This is a genomic window from Aliiroseovarius sp. ABM4_368 (assembly GCF_056161205.1).
In genome coordinates this window covers 75212-95468 of sequence record NZ_JBSWYR010000003.1, presented here as the reverse complement: position 1 = coordinate 95468, position 20257 = coordinate 75212, and the positions used below count along the sequence as shown (strand labels likewise).

16 protein-coding genes and 1 pseudogene are annotated in these 20257 nt (G+C 58.1%); 11 read left to right on the top strand and 6 right to left on the bottom strand.

The features are described 5' to 3' along the window. The 6 genes from ACXAH3_RS09825 to ACXAH3_RS09800 all read right to left on the bottom strand — a co-directional run bounded on the left by ACXAH3_RS09825 (position 1) and on the right by ACXAH3_RS09800 (position 8513). Positions 1-1230 carry a polysaccharide biosynthesis/export family protein gene (locus tag ACXAH3_RS09825; RefSeq protein WP_474861907.1) on the bottom strand — a complete coding sequence of 410 codons (1230 nt, stop codon included), beginning with the start codon at positions 1228-1230 and terminating at the stop codon, positions 1-3. Next, positions 1227-2570, bottom strand: a complete 1344-nt coding sequence (locus ACXAH3_RS09820) for an O-antigen ligase family protein (protein ID WP_474861906.1) — start codon at positions 2568-2570, stop codon at positions 1227-1229. Before ACXAH3_RS09820 ends, ACXAH3_RS09825 begins: the two co-directional genes overlap by 4 nt. Continuing rightward, a complete protein-coding gene (locus ACXAH3_RS09815; protein WP_474861905.1) occupies positions 2567-3922 on the bottom strand; it encodes a lipopolysaccharide biosynthesis protein in 1356 nt (451 codons plus the stop codon). The genes ACXAH3_RS09820 and ACXAH3_RS09815 overlap by 4 nt, the downstream gene beginning before the upstream one ends. Beyond that, positions 3922-5364 (bottom strand): hypothetical protein, encoded by a 1443-nt coding sequence (locus tag ACXAH3_RS09810; RefSeq protein WP_474861904.1) that lies wholly within the window; start codon positions 5362-5364, stop codon positions 3922-3924. The genes ACXAH3_RS09815 and ACXAH3_RS09810 overlap by 1 nt, the downstream gene beginning before the upstream one ends. Continuing rightward, positions 5324-7186: a GumC family protein gene (locus ACXAH3_RS09805; RefSeq protein ID WP_474861903.1), complete on the bottom strand. Its 1863-nt coding sequence runs from the start codon at positions 7184-7186 to the stop codon at positions 5324-5326. The genes ACXAH3_RS09810 and ACXAH3_RS09805 overlap by 41 nt, the downstream gene beginning before the upstream one ends. 187 nt (positions 7187-7373) lie before the next feature. After that, entirely contained in the window at positions 7374-8513 is a 1140-nt protein-coding gene (locus ACXAH3_RS09800; RefSeq protein WP_474861902.1) for a glycosyltransferase, read from the bottom strand. Between the two features lie 201 nt (positions 8514-8714). Here ACXAH3_RS09800 and ACXAH3_RS09795 point away from each other — a divergent pair, with 201 nt between their 5' ends. From ACXAH3_RS09795 to ACXAH3_RS09745, 11 genes and pseudogenes are all read left to right on the top strand, one after another. Then, positions 8715-9326 carry a sugar transferase gene (locus ACXAH3_RS09795; protein ID WP_474861901.1) on the top strand — a complete coding sequence of 204 codons (612 nt, stop codon included), beginning with the start codon at positions 8715-8717 and terminating at the stop codon, positions 9324-9326. Next, positions 9323-10240: a methionyl-tRNA formyltransferase gene (locus tag ACXAH3_RS09790; RefSeq protein ID WP_474861900.1), complete on the top strand. Its 918-nt coding sequence runs from the start codon at positions 9323-9325 to the stop codon at positions 10238-10240. Before ACXAH3_RS09795 ends, ACXAH3_RS09790 begins: the two co-directional genes overlap by 4 nt. Beyond that, a complete protein-coding gene (locus tag ACXAH3_RS09785) occupies positions 10237-10941 on the top strand; it encodes a PIG-L deacetylase family protein (RefSeq protein ID WP_474861899.1) in 705 nt (234 codons plus the stop codon). The genes ACXAH3_RS09790 and ACXAH3_RS09785 overlap by 4 nt, the downstream gene beginning before the upstream one ends. Positions 10942-10952: 11 nt before the next feature. After that, the gene (locus tag ACXAH3_RS09780) at positions 10953-12116 is read left to right on the top strand and encodes a DegT/DnrJ/EryC1/StrS aminotransferase family protein (protein ID WP_474861898.1); all 1164 of its coding nucleotides are present in this window, start codon (positions 10953-10955) and stop codon (positions 12114-12116) included. 11 nt (positions 12117-12127) lie between these two features. Then, the gene (locus tag ACXAH3_RS09775; RefSeq protein ID WP_474861897.1) at positions 12128-12946 is read left to right on the top strand and encodes a metallophosphoesterase family protein; all 819 of its coding nucleotides are present in this window, start codon (positions 12128-12130) and stop codon (positions 12944-12946) included. A 167-nt stretch (positions 12947-13113) separates the two neighbouring features. After that, positions 13114-14322, top strand: a complete 1209-nt coding sequence (locus tag ACXAH3_RS09770) for an aminopeptidase P family protein (RefSeq protein ID WP_474861896.1) — start codon at positions 13114-13116, stop codon at positions 14320-14322. A gap of 356 nt (positions 14323-14678) precedes the next feature. Further along, a complete protein-coding gene (locus ACXAH3_RS09765) occupies positions 14679-15779 on the top strand; it encodes an ABC transporter ATP-binding protein (RefSeq protein ID WP_474861895.1) in 1101 nt (366 codons plus the stop codon). 115 nt (positions 15780-15894) lie between these two features. Next, on the top strand, positions 15895-17001 hold the full coding sequence (locus ACXAH3_RS09760) for an extracellular solute-binding protein (RefSeq protein ID WP_474861894.1): 1107 nt from the start codon (positions 15895-15897) through the stop codon (positions 16999-17001). A 116-nt stretch (positions 17002-17117) separates the two neighbouring features. Next, the gene (locus tag ACXAH3_RS09755) at positions 17118-18392 is read left to right on the top strand and encodes an ABC transporter permease (RefSeq protein WP_474861893.1); all 1275 of its coding nucleotides are present in this window, start codon (positions 17118-17120) and stop codon (positions 18390-18392) included. Between the two features lie 5 nt (positions 18393-18397). Continuing rightward, positions 18398-19249, top strand: a pseudogene (locus ACXAH3_RS09750) (ABC transporter permease); the annotation flags it as partial. 238 nt (positions 19250-19487) lie between these two features. After that, a complete protein-coding gene (locus ACXAH3_RS09745) occupies positions 19488-20120 on the top strand; it encodes an ATP-dependent Clp protease proteolytic subunit (protein WP_474861892.1) in 633 nt (210 codons plus the stop codon). Positions 20121-20257 lie beyond the last annotated feature (137 nt).

Genomic DNA, 20257 nt, shown 5'->3' with positions numbered 1-20257 from the left:
TTACTGTGAATTGGTGGTCAGGGTTGCCGAACGTGACACTTCTATTGTGTCTCCTGGGCTTAGAAAATCAGTTGGGGCAATGGTCAGGGTGACCGGCGCGTTGTCAATCATGCGGGTGACGCGATATTCGGTCAGGCTTTCAGCCAAGGGGTCGGGTACGGCCAAGCCGCTGGCGACGGCTTGTGCGCGCAAGGCTTCTGCCGTGGCAAGTCGGATGTCCAAACGCGCCAGATCGCGGTCCACCCCGTTCAACTGTTCAAGGGTGTGAGCGCGGGCGTCATCGGTCAGGGCCAATGTGTCACGCTCGGCGCGGTTCAACTGTTGGCGGGCGGTCAGGCGGGCGATTTCAAGCTCCAGTTTTTTGCTTTCCAGATCGTTCAGTGCCGTGGTCAACGCATTCACCCGCGTGTTGACGGTCAGACCGCGTTGCTTGAGCGAATTGACATCGGCCAGTTCGGCGGATGTGCGCTCGATCTGCTCGGACCGCAGCGCGATTTGCGCGGTCATTCGGTCGATCTGTTCGCGCAACACCGCCTGCAAATCACGAAGCCGTTCACCTTGGGCCGCGCGGGCTTTTTGTGTTGCGTCCAGAATTTCGCCTTCGATCCCACGCGGACGAGGGCGGACCGGAGCATCCTCCAGATCTGCGACGCGGTCCAGATCGTCCAAGTCTGCTACCAATCGAGCGCGCTCTGCTTCAAGGGCCTCGATTTCGGCTTCAAGACCGCGAACTTCCCCACCTAAGCGCATCGTGTCTTGAGCAAAAGCGCCCGCATTGGTGGGTTGTAAGCGGATCAATCCGCTGGCCAAAGCCAGCGCTTGCTGCGCGGTCAGGCCGGGGCGAAAGGGGTAAGAACCGGGCGCTGTGACATCTCCCAGAACAAATACCGGTTGGTGAGCCGTTATCTCAATTCCGACACGTGGTGCCGGTGAAATCCCCAACTTGCGTTCGATCTCAAGCTCGATTTGATGGGCAAGTGTGTTGGCGGACTGCCCCACGGCACTTAGGCTGCCGATCAGGGGCAGCGACAGCACACCCTCGGTTGAGATGCGATAGTCGCCAGACACGCCATCCATCACTGTAAAGGCGCTGCGGTCCCCATCCCAGCGCAACACGCGCAGGCGCAGCTCGTCATGGGCATGAAGCTGATATTCCGACGCTCGCGCGGGATCTGGCACTGCGATCACAGCAAGCATCAAAGTCAGAACAAGCGATAAGGTGCGGATCATGGGCGGACTCTTTTATTGCGAAGGACCGAGATTTGAGGGCTAGGCGGACGGTGGCGTCGTGTAGGGCTTTGCAACGTGGCGGCCGTCAGTGAAAACAGCAAGATCCACGGTACGTTCCAGAACCGGGCGAAGAAGGTCGGGAACATATTGAAGGCCACGGCATAGATGATCAGGACCGTTAGCGTGATTGCCCAGACCATCCGGTTTGCGCGCTCGACGATAGCCATCCAGATCAACACGATGCCGGAAATGAAGAAGCCGATCAGCCCCAGCATCGAGATCATGCCACCTTCGACAAAGGCCAGCAAATAGGTGTTGTGTACCGCCGCGTGGTGAGAGCTGACAGTGCGGAACTGCTCGACCCCGAGACCCAAGAAGATGGTGTCTTTCATGACGACAAAGGCTTCTTGCATCAAAAGCGCACGGTCCGAGAACGTCCCGGCCTCGGACAGGTTGCGATCCAGAAGCGGGTTCAGGACGCGCTCTTGGAAGATCGCTGGCATGAAGTTATCGCCCAGCAGGACCATCAGACCGGCAATGGCGATGAAGGCCGCGGCCGAGAAGGGCAGGTATTTGAACGGGCCAACGATGGTGATCAGAAGCGCAACGCCAAGGATGGTCGCAACCAAGCCCGATACCGACCCTGTCAGCATAATCCCATAGATCAGGGGGGGCAGGCTTAACAGCACAGTGCGCACTCTAAACTCGCCCATTTTATAAAGGCCTAACACCAGCACAATGGCGATGGCCCCATGCACGGCGCATTCGTTTTCGCGCTGGATCAGCGATCGCATCCGGCCCGAGCCAGACACCAGCATCATGTTGGGATTTTCAACAAAGTGGACGACATAAGCGCCGAACACCATCACAAAAATATAGGAGGCAACCAGCAGTTTCACCAAGGCGATGGTTTGGGCGTATGATCTGCCACCCAGGATCATCGGCAGCACCAGCAGCGAATAGCCGTATTGAGCGAATGTGTTGGGCAGGGCCAACGGGTTGCCGTTCACGACCGAACTGACGGTCAGCCCGCCCATGAAGGCGAAGAAAGACATGAACCAGAACGCGGTGGCCGGTCCGAAGAACTTGATGCTCAGCGTGCGACTGGCCAGCATCGAGATAAACGCCATCAAGGCCATAATGTCAGACGCTGTGACATAGATCGAGCTAAGCTTAACGTGGTTCATCGGGGCCAACACCACCGCGGCGGCAACCAGAAGTCCGGTGGGGGTGGCAAGGCCCGAGCTGGCCAGTCCAAAAGGATCCATGCGTGCGCGGAGCGGGTGGCCCCCTGTGGCCTGTGGCGTTGACGGCATGGCAAGTGTCCGACGCGCGGTCATGACGTCACCTCGGATTCCACGGGTGCCGGACTTTTGGTTTTGGCATCCAGTGATTTGATCACCAGCCATCCACATGCGCCCAGCCACAAGGCGTTGCTGAGAAGGTGGCTCAGGGCGGCTCCGTTCACCCCGAAAGTGGTGACAAACGGATAGATCAGCAGGAAGAACATCGCTGCCGTTGCCGCGCCAATCCACATCAGCTCGCGGTCACGACCAAGGCTTAGCAGGACAGGGCCAAGGATGACGCCCGCAAGGAAAAGGGCAACGGCGACAGCTTGGATGGATACGACGGGGGTGGCTGCGATGAAGGCCTCGCCGAAGGCGGCGTTCAGGATCGGGCTGATATAGATCAGGGTAGGGATTAAGCCAGCCAGCAGGACGGCACAGAAGCCGGCACTGACCCAAAGAGCGGTTTTGCGAATGCGGGCAAAGTCTCCGATCGCAGCAAGGCGGCTGAATTCAGGGAAGATCGCCTGCTTGATCGGGCGGCCAAGGCGGATGGCGGCATCTCCGCATTTGCGCGCAATGTGATAGTGGCCAATGAAGACCGGCGCGACCAATGCACCCAAGATCACAACGTCCAGACGTTGGGTGGTCTGGCGCAGGATCACGGCAAGGTTCGAGTTCCACATAAAGCGCAGGAAGCCCCGGTTCTGGCGCAGTGTAGAGATCAGATCCCCGAATACTGGCCTCTGACCACGCTGCTTCATCTCGCGACGGCCATAGAAATAGGCCAGCAGCCCCTCGGCAAGGCTGAACAACACGAAGATGATCACGAAATGCAGCAAAGAGCCTCCGATCAGCCACGCGATCACGGACAACGCCAAGCGAAGAAGGGCTGTGCCAGTGTCGATCTTGGCCAGCAAATCGAACCGGTCATAAAGGCGCAGCAAGGCCACGCCGGTGGCGCGCAGCGATAGAACGACAGCCAGCGCGCCCAAGGACAGAAGTTGCGCGGCACTTCCCTCGAGCCCGATGGATCCGGCGACAAGAGGGGCGATCACAAGGATCAAGGCGGCGGCGGCCAGCCCTCCGATCACGTCCAACACCACGGACAGCCCCACCAGCTTTTCAAATCGCTCGGTGTCCTGTTCTTCTAGCGCCACACTGCCGTATTGGATCACCGCTTGCCATGGTTCGAAATGCACCAAACGGGCAATGATGCGGGCAAATGCCTCGATCAGCGCCAAAGCGCCCAGCCCAGCCGCGCCAAGCGCCCGCGCTGTCACCGCCAACGCGATCATGCCCAAAACCGCCATCGCAATCTGAGAGGAAAAGATCCATTTCAGATTGCGAAGCAGCCGTTGGGCGATCTGGTCGTTTGGCAGGAATTGGCGCAGGCGCTGGATCATTAACGATCTCCGGCCAAGGTTGCCAACCAGGTTTCTACATGGCTGAGTGAACTGCCTGACGGGCGCGCCCAAGGATTGTTCGGGTTGTTGGGCGACAGGCCGGTGGTTGACGCTTCATAGTGATCGGGCAAACCGTCCCCGTCGCTGTCCGGGGTCGGTGGAACCACGGGCAAATCCGGCCAGCCGCCGACTTCTTCCGGGTGGTTGATCACGTTTCCAAGGCATTTAAGCGTGTCATTGATGACCTGTTTGTCCAGCCAATCCAAGTGCACTTCGCCTGGCATCCGGTCACCAGCATGGGTCAGGATCTTCAAAAGCGTTTTCTTGCTTTTGAAAACAGGGGCTGAGAATGGGCCCGAGGTCGGAATACGCCGCGCCTTGGCGGTTGTGTTCATCACTGCAAAGCTGCGCGAATTACACCCTGCCGCCGCGCCGGTTTTATTGTCGAACGACATCAGTGACACTTTCCGCTTACGCTTCCATTCAAAGACCTGAACCGCTTCGGGTGTCTTGCCTGACGTGCTTCGCCCCGTCAGGGCGACATTGCCGCCGTAGATGATTTTCAAATCGCCCAGCAGGTCATAGAATTCGCCGAACTGGCTGATCGGGTTGTAGAAGACGTTGTTCAAGATTTCGATCGGTCCGACATCTGTGCCCTTTACGTCCGGCATCCGGTCGCGGTGGTGTGCAAAAAGGTTGCGCGCAATGGTGATCCGGCCACAGGTGTTGGTTTTTTTCGCATGCGAACAGATCAGCGCACCCTTCGAGTGCTTGCCCTTGGGATGCGTACTGCGATCCAGGCTGAGCGCAAGAATGCTGTCTGCCAGAGTGACATTGGCGACTTTCGCACCCGAGACGTGGATGTTGAATGTCTCATCTGTGGCAAAGGCCATCGAGAGGTTGCCGAGATAGACCTTTGTCGAATTCTCGACCGTTATTGCATCCACATTGGCCGAGGGCGTGCGGCTGGGGCCGGGACGAATTTTCAGAAAGCGGATCACAACTTGGCGGGCGTTTTTAACCACCAAGGGCGTCAGGATCGAGTTGCGATTGCGCAGCTGGATGCCTTTGCCCGGTGCGGTTTGGCCCGCGATATAGATGTTCGAGCCGACCCTGATCGGATTGTCCAAAAGGATCGTCCCTGAAACCCGGAAGACACACACACGCGGCTGGTTTCCGTTATTGGCACAGGCGCGCAGGCTGCCGGGGCCGCTATCCGCCAAGGTGGTCACCTCGACGATGTCACCGCCTTTCCAAGCGGTTGCCTTGGCTCCATAGCCAATCGCGCCCGGAAAGGCGATATCTGCGGCCTGTGCGGGAAGCGCGGCCGCGGCACAACCAAAACTGGCAGCGATAAAGGCAACGGTTGGTCTTAATCTCGTCCGCTGCCGCTTGGGGCGATTATGAATAATATCCTTCGCCATAGTTATAATATTGAGCATACCCACCATATCCCAATCTTTGATGTCTGCGCGTGTCAACGTCGTTGATCAGGGTCGCCGTAATCGGCAGACCATCCCGTTTCAAACGTTCAACTGTATCTACAAGCACGTTTTCTGGCGTGCGACCCCAACGAACCACTTGCCAGATTTCGTCCGCAAGCATGCCGATGCGGACAGTGTCGTCCACGACCAGCACGGGCGGCGTATCAACAATCACTAAATCATATCTATCACGTAATTTACTTCTTAGCGCTGCTAATTGTTGGCGCTGCTCTTTCAGGTTGGACCCACTGCGCACATCCAGCGACAGGAAATCCAGCCCTTCGATCATTTTGCCGTCCAAGGCGACGGGGCCGGGGGCGACCTTGTCTTCAAGAACATCAATCAATTTTGCGGGCTTGGTGTTCGCCTCAAGCAAACGCGCCGCGGCCTCGCGGTGGCTGTCCATGTCGATGACCAAGGTGCGCAGCCCATCCAGTGCGGCCGATACCCCAAGGGCCACGGTCACGGTCGACTTTCCCTCATGCGGAAGGCCCGACGTGATCATTACAACCCAGCCTTCGTTATTGTCATCAAACCAAAGCCCTGTGGCCCCGCGCACCGCCTGAGCGAACATAGTATGCGGTTTTGCGATCAGGTATTTCGCGACGCCCTTTCGGCGCAAAGCGCCCGCATTCCGACCGATCCGCGGCAGGAAGCCGGCATTTGGCAGGCCGGAAATCCGCATGGTCTGCGTTTCGCTCCAAATCCGGCGGTTCATCAGGTCCAGAATAAGCGCGACCACAAACGCCAGAACCAGCCCGCCGACCGCTGCAATAACCAGCGAGGCCTTCTTGTTCGGCCAAGACGCAGCCACAGGTGGGCGCGCAACGGAAACCTGCCGCGCCCCTTGCGAGACTAGATTGATCTGGGTCTCAAGTTCGTTCAGCTTCTCGATGGCAGTTTGATAGCGCAGGCGCTGTACTTCGAGCAGACGCTCGCGACGCATCTGGGCCAGCTCGGCGCGGGTGCGTTCTTGCAGCTCGGCGTCGACACTGGCGAGTTCGCTTTGCAGACGTTCCGAATCTTGACCTGCCTCGGCCGTTTTGAGGAATGTTGTCAGATATTGAACCTGCGAACGCAACCGGTCCGGAAGCTGTTCATCATCCAGCTTGTTTTCGCGTATGAAATCAGCCAGCTCAACCTCGGCCAGCGTCAGTTCTTCGCCAAGCGTTTCGACCCGGTCGCGCAGGAATACGATAGATTCCGATACGTTCTCGCGCTGTTCAGAAAGGCTGTTTTCGATATAGACTGCGGGAATGGCGTTGGCGATATCGGCAGCAAGCACCGGTGCATTTGCAGTGGCGATAATGTCTATGGCCAGACTTTCGCCGGATCGAAACACCACATACGAGGCTTGGATCTTGTCTAGAACCTGTTCCTGATGCAGGGCCGGGGCAATTGGTTCCCCGTTCGAGGTTGGGGACACGAAGCTTGCGTCACTATAAAGGCCCAGATGCACCGCCAGTTGGTCGGCAAAGGCGCGCGACTTCAGCACGTCCATCTCGGTTTCGATGACGGCGCGCGATAGCTCGAAGCTTTCAAGCTGTGTATCTGTCTGACGTACTCGCGTATCAAGCCCGGTCAAAACCAGCGTGGCCCGCGCGGTGAAACGTTCTTCCAGTCGGTCCACAACGAAATAGGTCGCGGCAACCACCGCGGCTACGATCAAAACAATCAAACGTAGATGCCGACGCAGGATCAGCCAAAAGCCGTCCAGTCCGATCCGATCAAAATCGTTCGAGACACCATCGTCGCTTCCGATTTGCGCGTCGATCTTCATGCTTTAATCTCCATTCGGGTCACGACTGTTTCCGAATGGCGAAAACACGATGACGACATTCGCCTGGAACTCGTCATGTAACCCCTATCAACTTTACTTGCCGCCTTTCGACGGGCCACCCCAAAGTCATCCACTTTCCTAATTACCCCCAAGGAAAGGGACGTCGTTTTAAATTTGACCTCTGCGCTTAAATTTCTGCAGAGATTGCACGGCGATAAGCCGCATAATGACGATCGACATAGATATCTGTCGAAAAATTCCGAGACACGCGTTCACGCGCCAGCTTTCCTAAGGTTGCCCTAGCGATAGGCCCTTCGTCAATGAGTTCTGCAACTGCAAACGCTTGTTTTTCTGGCTGGGCAGGTGGAACAACACGACCTGTGTCGCCGACAAGCATGGCGCAATCGCCCACATCGGTAACAACGCAAGGCACTTCGGCGGCCATCGCTTCGGATACGGCAAGGGGGAAAGCTTCGCCCCAAGCCGACGACAAAAGGAAGATGTCAAAGCCCGGCACAATGCGGTGAATGTCGGGACGTGTGTCGATGATGCTAACCCGATCCGCAATGTTCAGATCCCGCGCGGCTTGGTCCGCTGGACTGCCGCGATGGCCTTCGCCGACAAGCACGGCGTGAACGTCATGGCCCATGTCCACCAGCTGTGCCGTGGCTTTCACCATCGCCACGTGATCCTTCATCGGATGGCTGCGCGCCACGTTCCCGATGATCAGGCGGCCCTTGGGAATGCCTGCGATTTCGTACAAGCGGGCACGGGCGTCAGGATCGGGTTTGAACACCTCGGTATCGACGGCGTTCGCAATCAGTTCGACCCGGTCAGGGCAGAACCCTATCGCCTCGTGCTGTTGTTGTGACACGCCCGAGCAATAGGTGATCAGCTCGATCTTCTTCGACAACGCCGCCATCATTCGGACCACCATCTGAGTCGAGCGTTTCTCGTTGTTGATATCCTGTAGCGAGTGATGCACCGCCCAGACTTGCGCGGCGCGCCTGCGTTTGGGCAGCAGCTTCATTCCGGCCCATGCTGCAAGGCAGCCGTGATACATCCAGCCATGCACCACATCCGGGCGAGCGTCCCTCAACTGCCGCCGCAGGCGCAAAAGCGCGCCAAGCGTGATCCGACCGGGACGCAGCCCAAGATCGGTCACCTCGATCCCCAGCGCCTCGATCTGAGAAGCGACTGCACCAGGGGGCACCATTGATATCACGGAATGCGACTGCGCATCATCTTTCAGAGCGGACAAATAACGTTGCAACATAATTTGAGCGCCGCCGACATCCGTGGTTGTGACGACATGAATAACTTTCATGGGCCGAGCTTGCATGGAATCTGAATGTCTGGCAAGTTTCATTCATTACGTATGTGCATGTTGGGGCAGGATTTTCTCGTTATACGCGTTTTGGGTGTCGCACCGGGGTAAGTTGCCCGATTTTAATGCGACATTTGCGTCCGTGGGGGGCTCTGACATAAATTCTTTCTGCCTGATTCAGGCCCTTGATATTGGACTGACATGAATCGATTGCTCGAGATTCTGATCTGCCTGTGCCTTCTGGTGATCGCCGTGCCGATCTGCGCGGTGACCTATGTGATTGTGATCGCGACGCTGGGCCGCCCGGTGATGTTTCGTCAAACGCGCGCAGGGAAGGGCGGGGTGCCTTTCGACGTGGTTAAGTTTCGCACCCTGACGGATGAGCGAGACGAGAATGGCGACTGGTTGCCGGACGAAGATCGCCTGATTTCGGCGGGGAAATTTCTGCGCCGCACTCGCTTTGACGAATTCCCCCAGCTGTTCATCATCCTTGCAGGCCGTATGGCCTTGGTCGGCCCGCGCCCCTTGATGGTGGAAACCGTGCAGGGGTTTGGAGCTGAAGGCGTCACTCGTGGGTCGGTTCGGCCCGGTCTGACCGGCTGGGCTCAGGTCAGTGGAAACACCGCGCTAAGCGATACGGAAAAGCTGAAGCTGGACCTTTGGTATGTGGCCCATCGCTCGACCGCGTTGGACTTCCGCATTATGGCTGAAACCATCGGGGTTGCGCTGTTTGGCGAACACCGGCGCGAGGATCGGATCGCCGAAGCCGCGAATTGGGGCGCTGCCCCCACGGGAAAGCAGGCAAACGCATGAAGACCGTATTTGTTGGTGCCGTTGAGGGCTCTTTGAAGGCACTGAATGCGCTGTGTGACGCCGGGCATATCCCCGAGATGGTCGTGACATTGCCGCCCGAACTGGCCCATCGCCATTCGGACTATGCGGACCTTGCGCCGGTGGCCAAGGCGCATGGTTGCACGTTGCATCTGACCCGCAAAAGTGATTCAGAGGAAACCATCGCTGCCATCCGCGCGATCGAGCCTGATTTGGTGCTGGTCATTGGCTGGTCGCAGCTCTGCGGAGCTGAATTTCGCGCAGTGCCAAAATTGGGTTGCATCGGCTATCACCCCTCAGATCTGCCGAAATTGCGGGGTAGGGCGGTTCTGCCCTGGACGATTCTCTTGGGTGAGTCGACCATCGGATCCTCGCTTTTCTGGCTGGGCGAAGGCGCAGACACCGGCCCGATTGCCGCCAAAGCGCGGTTCACCGTCGATCCCGACACGATCAAAGTGCGCGAGCTTTATGATCGGCATATCGAGGCTTTGGCGGATATGCTGCCCCCCTTGATGGATCGTATCGCGGCGGGCGATGTGCCCCGCGTGCCGCAAGACGAGGACGGGGCCAGCACTTGTGCCCTGCGTCGACCCGAGGATGGGCTGATCGACTGGAACTGGCCCGCCGACGACATTCACCGCTTGATCCGAGCGGCGGGGCCGCCCTATCCGGGCGCGTTCACCTATGCTGCGGATGGCACGAAACTGGTCCTGACGGATGTGCGATATACGCCGCGCAAGGGCTATTATATCGGGATGCCCGGACAGGTGCAGGCCATCGAGGGCCGCGTGTTCACCGTCTATTGCGGTGATGGGAATTGCGTCGATATTTTGGATTGGACCGGGGGGGACACTCCCCCGAAAATACATACGAAACTTGGAAAGAATTTGACATGAGCACGCTTGCATCCTCTGCCTTTGGCGGCGACCCCAAGGCCCCCGTTCTGGTGGTGGCCCCGCACCCTGATGATGAGGTGTTGGGCGTTGGTGGCACCATCGCGCGCCTCGCAGATGAAGGGCGCGAGGTGCATGTGGCGGTTGTCACCAAAGGCAGTGCGCCGCTTTACACAGATGAAATGATCGCCGCCGTCCGGGCCGAGGCCCGCGCCGCCCACGATTATCTGGGCGTGACCAAGACGCATTGGCTGGATTTCCCCGCCGCCGAATTGGCCGAGCACCCTCATGGCGGGCTGAACGCAGGCCTTGGCAAGCTGGTGCGCGATCTGGCACCGGGGCTGATCTTCGTCACCCATCCCGGCGACATTCACATGGATCACCAGCTGTCCTTCCTGTCGACACTTGTCGCCAGCCGTCCGCATCAACAAGACTATCCGACCACGATCATGGCTTATGAGACTCTGTCTGAAACCAACTGGAATGCGCCCTATCTGACGCCTGCATTCGTGCCGAACGTGTTCATCGACGTGTCCGACACGCTGGACCGCAAGCTCGAGGCATTTCAGATGTTCGCAAGCCAAGTGAAAGAGCCGCCGCATGAACGCTCGGTCAACGCTTTACGCGCTTTGGCGACCTTGCGCGGAGCCACCGTTCACCGCCATGCAGCCGAGGGCTTTGTCCTTGTGCGCAGCGTGATCTAAGGAAGCCCACCATGTCCAACTGGCCCGTATTTGATGAAGACCAAATCGCCGCTGTGACCGAAGTCCTGCGGTCCGGCAAAGTGAACGCGTGGACCGGCCCCGACGTGCACGCGTTCGAGGACGAGTTCGCCGAATGGTTCGGCGTCCCCCACGCCATTGCGATGGCAAACGGGACGGTCACTCTGGACGCGGCCTTGCATGTGTTGGGCTTGTCGGAGGGTGACGAGGTCATCGTCACGCCGCGCAGCTTCATCGCCTCGGCCAGTTCAGTGTCCCTGAAAGGCGGGGTGCCGGTCTTCGCGGATGTCGACCCGGATAGCCAGAACATCACCGCAGACACCATCGCGCCTTTGATCACGCCGCGCACCAAGGGGATCATCCCCGTGCATCTGGGCGGATGGCCCTGCGACATGGGTGCCATCATGGATCTGGCAAAGGCGCATGATCTGTGGGTGATCGAGGATTGTGCTCAAGCTCACGGCGCGATGATCGGCGATCAGAACGTTGGCAATTTCGGCACCTTCAGCTCGTTTTCCTTCTGCCAAGACAAGATCATGTCGACGGGTGGCGAAGGCGGCATGTTGACCACAAATGACCGTGACCTCTGGTCAAAAGCGTGGAGCTTTAAGGATCACGGCAAGGATTATGACGTGGTGTTCAACACCGCGCACCCTCCGGGCTTTCGGTGGCTGCATGGGGCCGGGCCGGGGACGAACCTGCGCATGACGGGTCCGTCTGCGGCCATCGGGCGGGTGCAGTTGAAACGCCTCACCGATTGGCGCGCGCACCGTACGTCCAACGCTGATATTCTGGCGCAGGCCTTGTCCGGGCTGGACGCAATCCGCGTGCCGGATGTGCCAGACGACATGACCCATGCGTATTATCGGTTCTATGCCTTCGTCCGCCCCGAGGCGTTGAAAAACGACTGGAACCGCGATCGCATCATCGCTGAGGTCTCGGACGCGGGCTTCCCCATCTTCTCGGGCAGTTGTTCCGAGATCTATCGCGAAGGCACCTTCACGCGCTATGGTTTGGGACCAGACGCGCCGCTTCCGGTGGCGCGCGAACTGGGCGACACCAGCCTGTGCTTCCTTGTGGACCCGACATGGACGGCGGAGCGCACGCAGGATCTTGGTGACTGTTTGCAAACGGTGATCGGGAACGCGACCCGTTAGGAAAGGACGAAATGGGAAAACTGCTGGACGGCCTGTTTCGGAAGTTTGGGGGCGGCGCCGAGTTCGACGCGCCGCTGGTACCGGATCAGCCCTTTCTGGTGATCGGAGACATCCACGGGCAGCTTGATGCGCTGGATACCACGCTGGATCAGATCGCCGCTGATCCCGATCACGCTGATCTGCCGCTTGTCTTCGTTGGGGACTATATGGATCGCGGCCCGCAAAGCGCGGGGGTGTTGCGCCGGGTGATGGCGTTGCAGGCTGATGACCCGCGCGACGTCATCTGTCTGCGTGGAAATCACGAGCAAATGCTTCTGAGTTTTCTGGACAACCCGCCCCTGAACGCCCCCGTGTGGTTTGCGAACGGAGGCGTCGAGACTCTGAGCAGTTTCGGCGTCGGGGTCTCGAAACTGGATATGCGCGGGGATCGCGTGTTGATGGTGCGCGAGCGGTTGAAGCAAGAGCTGGGCGAGACCGCATTAAATTTCCTGCAAACGCTGCCAACCCGCTGGCAATCCGGGAATGTCGCGGCTGTTCACGCGGGGGCCGATCCGGCAGTGCCGATCGCGGATCAACAGGATGACGTCTTGATCTGGGGCCACGCGGATTTCAGGTCTCAACCCCGGCAGGATGGGATTTGGGTGGTGCATGGCCACACGGTTGTGCCTGACGTGAAGGTCCGACAGGGGCGGATCTCGGTCGATACTGGGGCGTATCAAACCGGGGTGCTTCCGGCCGTATTCGTGTCTGCCGATGGCGTGCAGGTTCTGGGACAGGGTGGCCCGCAGCAAATCTGGCCCGAAAACATGGACGCACACCAAGCCAGTTGACAGAACTCCCTTTGGTGGCCACTAATCGTCCATCCGCAGCGATGGCGTCGCTGCCCTGTGTGCCACATGCACACCGGTCCGGAGATCAACTGCCCTGCACGCCGGGGAGTTAGGTTGGCCGGGCATTTCCTTACACATCCCGGCCTCGGAAGATGGAGAGATGTGATATGCCACGCCCTCAATACTTTGTTTGTGAAAACGGTGAAAAAGCCCCGCTGCCCTTCTCGGACGCGGAATACGAACGTCGCTTAGCAGGTCTACGCAAGATCATGGCCGCGCGCGGTGTCGAAGCCGTTGTCTTCACCTCGATGCACAATATCGCCTATTACTCGGGCTTTCTATATTGCGCGTTCGGTCGGCCTTACGGGCTGGTGGTGACGGCGGATCGGTCGACCATCGTGTCGGCCAATATCGACGCGGGCCAGCCGTGGCGGCGCTGTTATGGTGAAAACGTCATCTATACGGATTGGGAGCGCAACAACTATTGGCGCGCGGTTAAGAACCTTGTCGGCAATGCCAAGTCGATCGGGATCGAAGGCGACCATATGACCTTGGCGCAGCGCGGTCTGGCGGAAGAGTTCTTGTCAGGAAGTAGCTTCACAGACATTGCAGCCGACACGATGCAGGCGCGCATGGTGAAATCCGCCGAGGAAATCGCCTTGATCCGCGAAGGCGCACGCATTGCCGACGTGGGTGGAGCTGCCATTCACGATGCGATCCGCGTCGGGGCCCGCGAAATTGACATTGCCATGGCCGGGCGTGACGCGATGGAGCTTGAGATTTCGTGCGCCCATCCCGACAGCGAACTCCGCGATACGTGGGTTTGGTTCCAGTCTGGCATCAACACTGATGGGGCGCATAACCCGGTCACCACGCGCAAGCTGGAAGGCGGTGATATCCTGTCGCTGAACACCTTCCCAATGATTTCGGGCTATTACACTGCGTTGGAACGCACTCTGTTCGTTGGCGAACCTGATGCGGAAAGCCTGCGCCGCTGGAAGGCCAATGTTGCCGCGCATGAGCTTGGGATCAGCCTGATCAAGCCCGGCGCGACCTGCTCGGGCATCACGGCCGAGATCAACAAGTTTTTTGAAAGCGAAGGACTGCTGAAGTATCGTTCGTTCGGGTATGGGCATTCGTTCGGCGTCTTGTCGCACTACTATGGTCGCGAGGCCGGGCTGGAGTTGCGCGAAGACATCGACACGGTGCTGGAACCCGGCATGGTTGTGTCGATGGAGCCGATGCTGTTCCTGCCCGAAGGCACAGCAGGGGCTGGCGGATATCGTGAACATGACATTCTGGTGGTGGGCGAGGATGGAGCCGAGAACATCACCGGCTTCCCCTATGGGCCAGGTCACAACATCATTTCGCGATAGAGGCTGATTCTGGCGTGAATTTCCCATTTTGGGTCGTGAATGCACTGACCTGAGGGTGCGATATCCTCAGACTAAAGCGAAGACCCGGGCGACAGAGCTTTTTCTTGCACAAGAATTGCGCCTGTTGCCCGGTCACCAATCAACCGCTTTGCTCAAGGTCGAAAAACGACATGGTCAAGCAACAAAAAGAAGCGAGTTTGCGTGTTCTGATAGGTAAGCTTTGGGGTGTAATGCACACACAGAAAAGCACAATTAATCATCAGGGGGTGTAAAAACAGTCGAATTGACTGTTGTATTCGCAGATTTCTTCGTGTTGGCTGGTGCGTGAAAAAAAGAACATAGACCAGGGGGGTCACTTGGCTGAAGCTGTTTCCGACGACGGATTTGTCGTTTTTGATCGTGTCCAAAAAAGCTATGACGGGGAGACGTTGGTCGTAAAAGACCTGAACCTGTCGATTGCGAAGGGCGAGTTTCTTACCATGCTCGGGCCGTCGGGGTCTGGGAAGACCACCTGCTTGATGATGTTGGCCGGATTCGAGACTGCAACCCACGGTGATATCCGTCTGGGTGGCCAGCCGATCAACAACATCCCGCCGCACAAGCGCGGTATTGGCATGGTGTTCCAGAACTATGCGCTGTTCCCGCACATGACGATTGCCGAAAACTTGGCCTTCCCACTGGAAGTACGCAAGATGGGCAAATCCGAGCGCGAAGAGAAAATCAAACGCGCGCTGGATATGGTGGAAATGGGCGCCTTTGGCGGCCGCCGTCCGTCGCAATTGTCCGGTGGCCAACAGCAGCGTGTTGCATTGGCCCGTGCTTTGGTGTTCGAACCCGAGCTGGTACTTATGGATGAACCGCTGGGCGCGCTGGACAAGCAGCTGCGCGAAAAGATGCAGTTCGAAATCACGCACCTTGCGCATAGTCTTGGGATCACCACGGTCTACGTCACCCACGACCAGACCGAGGCCCTGACCATGTCGGACAACGTTGCTGTCTTTGATGATGGCCGCATTCAACAGCTGGCCCCGCCGGACTTGCTGTATGAAAAGCCCGAAAACAGTTTCGTTGCGCAGTTCATCGGTGAAAACAACACCTTGGAAGGCGTTGTGACCGAGATTTCGGGCGACACATGTGTGGTGCGTCTGGACGACGGGGAAGAGCTGGACGCCACCCCGATCAACGTCTCGGAAGTGGGCGAGCGCACTAAGGTGTCGATCCGCCCGGAACGCGTTGAATACAACAAAGACCGCCTGCAGGAAGGCGCCCATACGCTGAAAGCAGAAGTGCTTGAGTTCATCTATATGGGTGACATTTTCCGCACCCGCCTGCGCGTCGCTGGCAATGACGAGTTTATCATCAAGACCCGCAACGCCCCCGATGTCGAGCGCCTGAAACCGGGCCAGCAGATCGAAATCGGCTGGTTGCCGCAGGATTGTCGCGCGCTGGACGCGTAAACGAATTTGCTTCGGGGGCGTGACGACACGCGTCCGAGCATAGAGCCAGGGGATTGTGTGCGACCCGTCATGCAGTTCCGACCAACCAAACGGGATAACTAGGGAGAATATTAGTATGAAACTTGCGAAGTTGTTTCTGGCCAGCTCGGCCCTGACGCTTGCCGGTAACGTGGCAACCGCCGAGGACATGGCCAATGAACTGACGCTGGTGTCCTGGGGTGGTGCCTATCAGTCCAGCCAGATCAAGGCCTATGTCGAGCCGTATCTGGAAATGCACCCAGAGGTGAAAGTCACTTGGGACGAAAGCTCGGCTGAAGCTGTGGCAAAGCTGCGCGCCATGAACGAAGCTGGCAACGTCACTTGGGACTTGGTTGATGCTGTTGCGTCGGACTCGATGCGTCTGTGCGACGAAGGTCTGGCCGAAGAGCTGAACCATGATGAAGTCTTGGCCGCTGCACCTGATGGCACCTCGGCTTCGGACGACTTTGGCGACCTGCTGGTCTCGGACTGCTTTGTGCCGCAGATCGTGTACTCGACCACATTCGGCTATCGCACCGACTTGGTTGGCGAAGAAGCTCCGTCTTCGGTTTGCGATATCTTTGATCTTGCAAAATACCCGGGCAAGCGTTCGCTTCAGAAGCGCCCGATCGATAACGTTGAATGGGCACTGTACTGTGATGGCGTCGCCAAGGACGAAATCTATGACGTACTGGGCGAAGACGGCGGCATGGAGCGTGCTCTGGCCAAACTCGACACCATCAAAGACAGCGTCGTCTGGTGGACTGCCGGTGCTGAAACGCCTCAGCTGCTGGCTGACGGCGAAGTTGTGATGGGCTCGACCTTCAACGGTCGTTTGTTCTCGGCCATCGCCGAGCAGAACCAGCCGATCGGCATGCTCTGGGATATGCAGTCGTTTGACCTTGACGGTTGGATCGTTCCTGCTGGTCTGCCCGCAGACCGCAAGGCACGTGTCATGGACTTCCTGAAGTTCGCCACCGACACCCAGCGTCTGGCAGATCAGGCCAAGTTTATCTCGTACGGTCCGGCCCGTGCATCGTCGGCCCCGCTGGTTGGCAAGCACGCCGAACTGGGTATCGACATGGCTCCGCACATGCCGACCGACCCGGCAAACTCGGGCAACGTTCACGTGTATGACTACGAATGGTGGGCAGACAACCGTGACGACCTGAACGCAAAGTTCGAAGCTTGGCTGGCCAAGTAATTTGAACACGAAGGGGGTCTTTGGACCCCCTTCACCCCCCCCCATTTTATCTATCTGATTTGTTTGTCAATTTAGCTGACTGAAACCAAGAAACGGCAACAGCCGACAGGGAAGATATGAGCGATACAACTGATACCGGCGGCCCGGTTCTGGCCGCAGATGGAACGCCGCTGAAGCGCAGCCTTGCGCGTGCGCTCCGCCGACAGAAAATGCGAGCGTTGCTGCTGATTGCACCCCTGTTGCTGTTCATTCTGATCAGTTTCATCTTGCCCGTTGCCGATATGCTGTATCGCTCGGTGAAAAACGGGATCGTTTCAGACACGCTGCCGCGCACTGTTGTGGCTTTGGCTGACTGGGACGCCAATAGCGGGGATCTGCCGTCCGAGGCAGTCTATGCCGCGATGGCGGCGGATCTGAAAGATGCGGCCGAAGCCAAGACCCACACCAAGGTCGGCACCCGCCTGAATTATGAAAACCCCGGCATCGCGTCCTTGTTCCGCAAGACAGGGCGCAAGGCCAAGAAGTTTGATATTGAGGGTGTAAGCTCTTGGAAAGACGAACTGATCGACATCAATGAAGACTGGGCGGACGCCGACAATTGGCGCACCATCCAGACCTATTCGCCGCCTGTTACTGCGGGGTATTTCCTGAACGCTGTGGACATGCGCGTGGGCCCTGACGGGGCCGAGATGCGCCCGGAAGCCGAGCGGATCTATATGAACCTGTTGGGACGTACGCTGTGGATGTCGCTGGCGATCACCGTCTGCTGCATCTTGCTGGCTTATCCGGTGGCGTGGATTTTGGCGAACCTGCCGATGCGTCAGGCAAATATTCTGATGATCCTCGTTTTGCTGCCCTTCTGGACGTCGCTTCTGGTGCGGACTTCCGCATGGAAAATCCTGCTGCAACAACAAGGCGTGATCAATGACATCCTTGTCTGGATCGGCCTTGTGGATGACAGCGCCCGATTGGTGATCATCAACAACCAGTTCGGTACGATCGTGGCGATGACCCACATTCTGCTGCCGTTCATGATCCTGCCGATGTATTCGGTGATGCAAACCATCCCGCCTACATATTTGCGCGCGGCGAAAAGCCTCGGTGCAACCGATTGGACCGCGTTTTGGCGCGTCTATTTCCCGCAGACAATTCCGGGCATTGGCGCGGGTTCGATCCTCGTGTTCATTCTGGCGATTGGGTACTACATCACGCCGGCATTGGTCGGGGGCACGAAAGGCACGTTCATTTCGAACCAGATTGCCTTCCACATCTCGAGCTCGCTGAACTGGGGCTTGGCCTCGGCGCTGGGCGCCATTCTTCTGGCGGTCGTTCTGGTCCTGTACTGGGCCTATGACAAGATCGTCGGCATTGACAACGTGAAGCTGGGGTAACGGACATGGCACTTCCTCCATATGCAAGCACCGGCCAGCGGGTCTGGCACTATACGTTCCGCGTGATCTGTGGGCTGATCTTTTTCTTCTTGATTGCCCCCATCGTTGTTGTGATCCCGCTGAGCTTTAACTCGCAGGACTTCTTCACCTTCACGAAAGAGATGCTGAGCTTCGATCCGGCCGGTTATTCGCTGAAGCACTATCGTGACTTCTTCTCGAACCCGGATTGGCAAGACGCCTTGTGGAACTCGGTCAAGATCGCGCCTGCTGCGACGCTTTTGTCCGTGTCGCTGGGCACCTTGGCGGCCATCGGTCTGAGCCAGCCGCACGTCCCGGCTCGTCGCGCCATTATGGCCACCCTGATCTCGCCGATGATCGTGCCGTTGATCATCTCGGCGGCAGGGATGTACTTCTTCTATTCCCGCATCGGTCTGGCGGGCACTTACTGGGGCGTTGTTCTGGCGCACGCAGCGCTGGGCATTCCCTTCGTGATCATCACCGTGACCGCCACGCTGGTGGGCTTTGACCGCTCGCTGACGCGTGCGGCTGCGAATATGGGTGCTGATCCGGTGACCACATTCTTCCGCGTTCAGATGCCGCTGATCCTGCCCGGCGTAATCTCGGGCGCGCTGTTTGCCTTCATCACCTCATTTGACGAGGTTGTGGTGGTGATCTTCGTGGGCTCAGCCAAGCAACAGACGTTGCCATGGCAGATGTTCACCGGCCTGCGTGAGCAGATCAGCCCAACCATTCTGGCGGTTGCGACGATCCTTGTTGTGATCTCTATCGCGCTTTTGACCACGGTCGAACTTCTGCGCCGCCGGTCCGAGCGTTTGCGCGGGATGTCACCGGGGTGATAGGTCCAAAAACACAGAAAAAAGATCAGGCGCCCAACCGGCGCCTTTTCTTTTGCAATTTGTTGTCTGAGCGACGCTAAGGGAAGGATTTTGTTAACCGTTTTCCGGCATCCCTGTTTGAAATGTGTTCCACTGTCCGGGGCGGGATGTTTTCGGCCCCTTGCAGCCCCCCAAACACAGGACTAGGTTGGCATAAGATGCCCAGAACGGGCTTTGGCGCGAAGAGAAAGCAGGCGACATGCACGATCCGATTGATACCTATATGAACACCCTTGTCCCGATGGTGGTTGAGCAAACCTCGCGCGGGGAACGGGCTTATGACATTTTCTCGCGCCTGTTGAAGGAACGGATTATTTTCCTGTCCGGCCCGGTGCATGACGGCATGTCCAGCCTGATCGTGGCGCAGCTTCTGCACCTCGAGGCTGAGAACCCGAACAAAGAGATTTCGATGTATATCAACTCGCCCGGTGGTGTGGTGACCTCGGGCCTGTCGATCTATGACACGATGCAATACATCAAACCCAAAGTGTCGACCTTGGTGATCGGTCAGGCGGCGTCGATGGGATCGCTGCTGCTGGCAGCTGGCGAAAGCGGCATGCGTTTCTCGCTGCCCAACTCGCGCATCATGGTGCACCAGCCGTCGGGCGGCTATCAGGGGCAGGCGACGGACATCATGATCCACGCCCAAGAAACCCAGAAGCTGAAGGATCGCCTGAACGGGATTTACGTCAAGCACACGGGTCAGAAGATGGAAGCCGTGGTTGACGCGCTGGAGCGTGACAACTTCATGGACCCGCAGGAGGCCAAGGATTGGGGCCTGATTGACGAGATTGTGGAAAACCGCGCCAAAAGCGACGACGCTGAAGCGTAAATAGATCGTGAAAGGCCCGCCAAAGGGCCTTTCAAAATGCTGCCCGAAAGGCCTGTTACAGGCCGTTCAAAAAGCTGATTGTGCATACCTTATCCCTGGCCTAAGCTGGGGATAGGGGCAAAAGACAGCCCTGATGG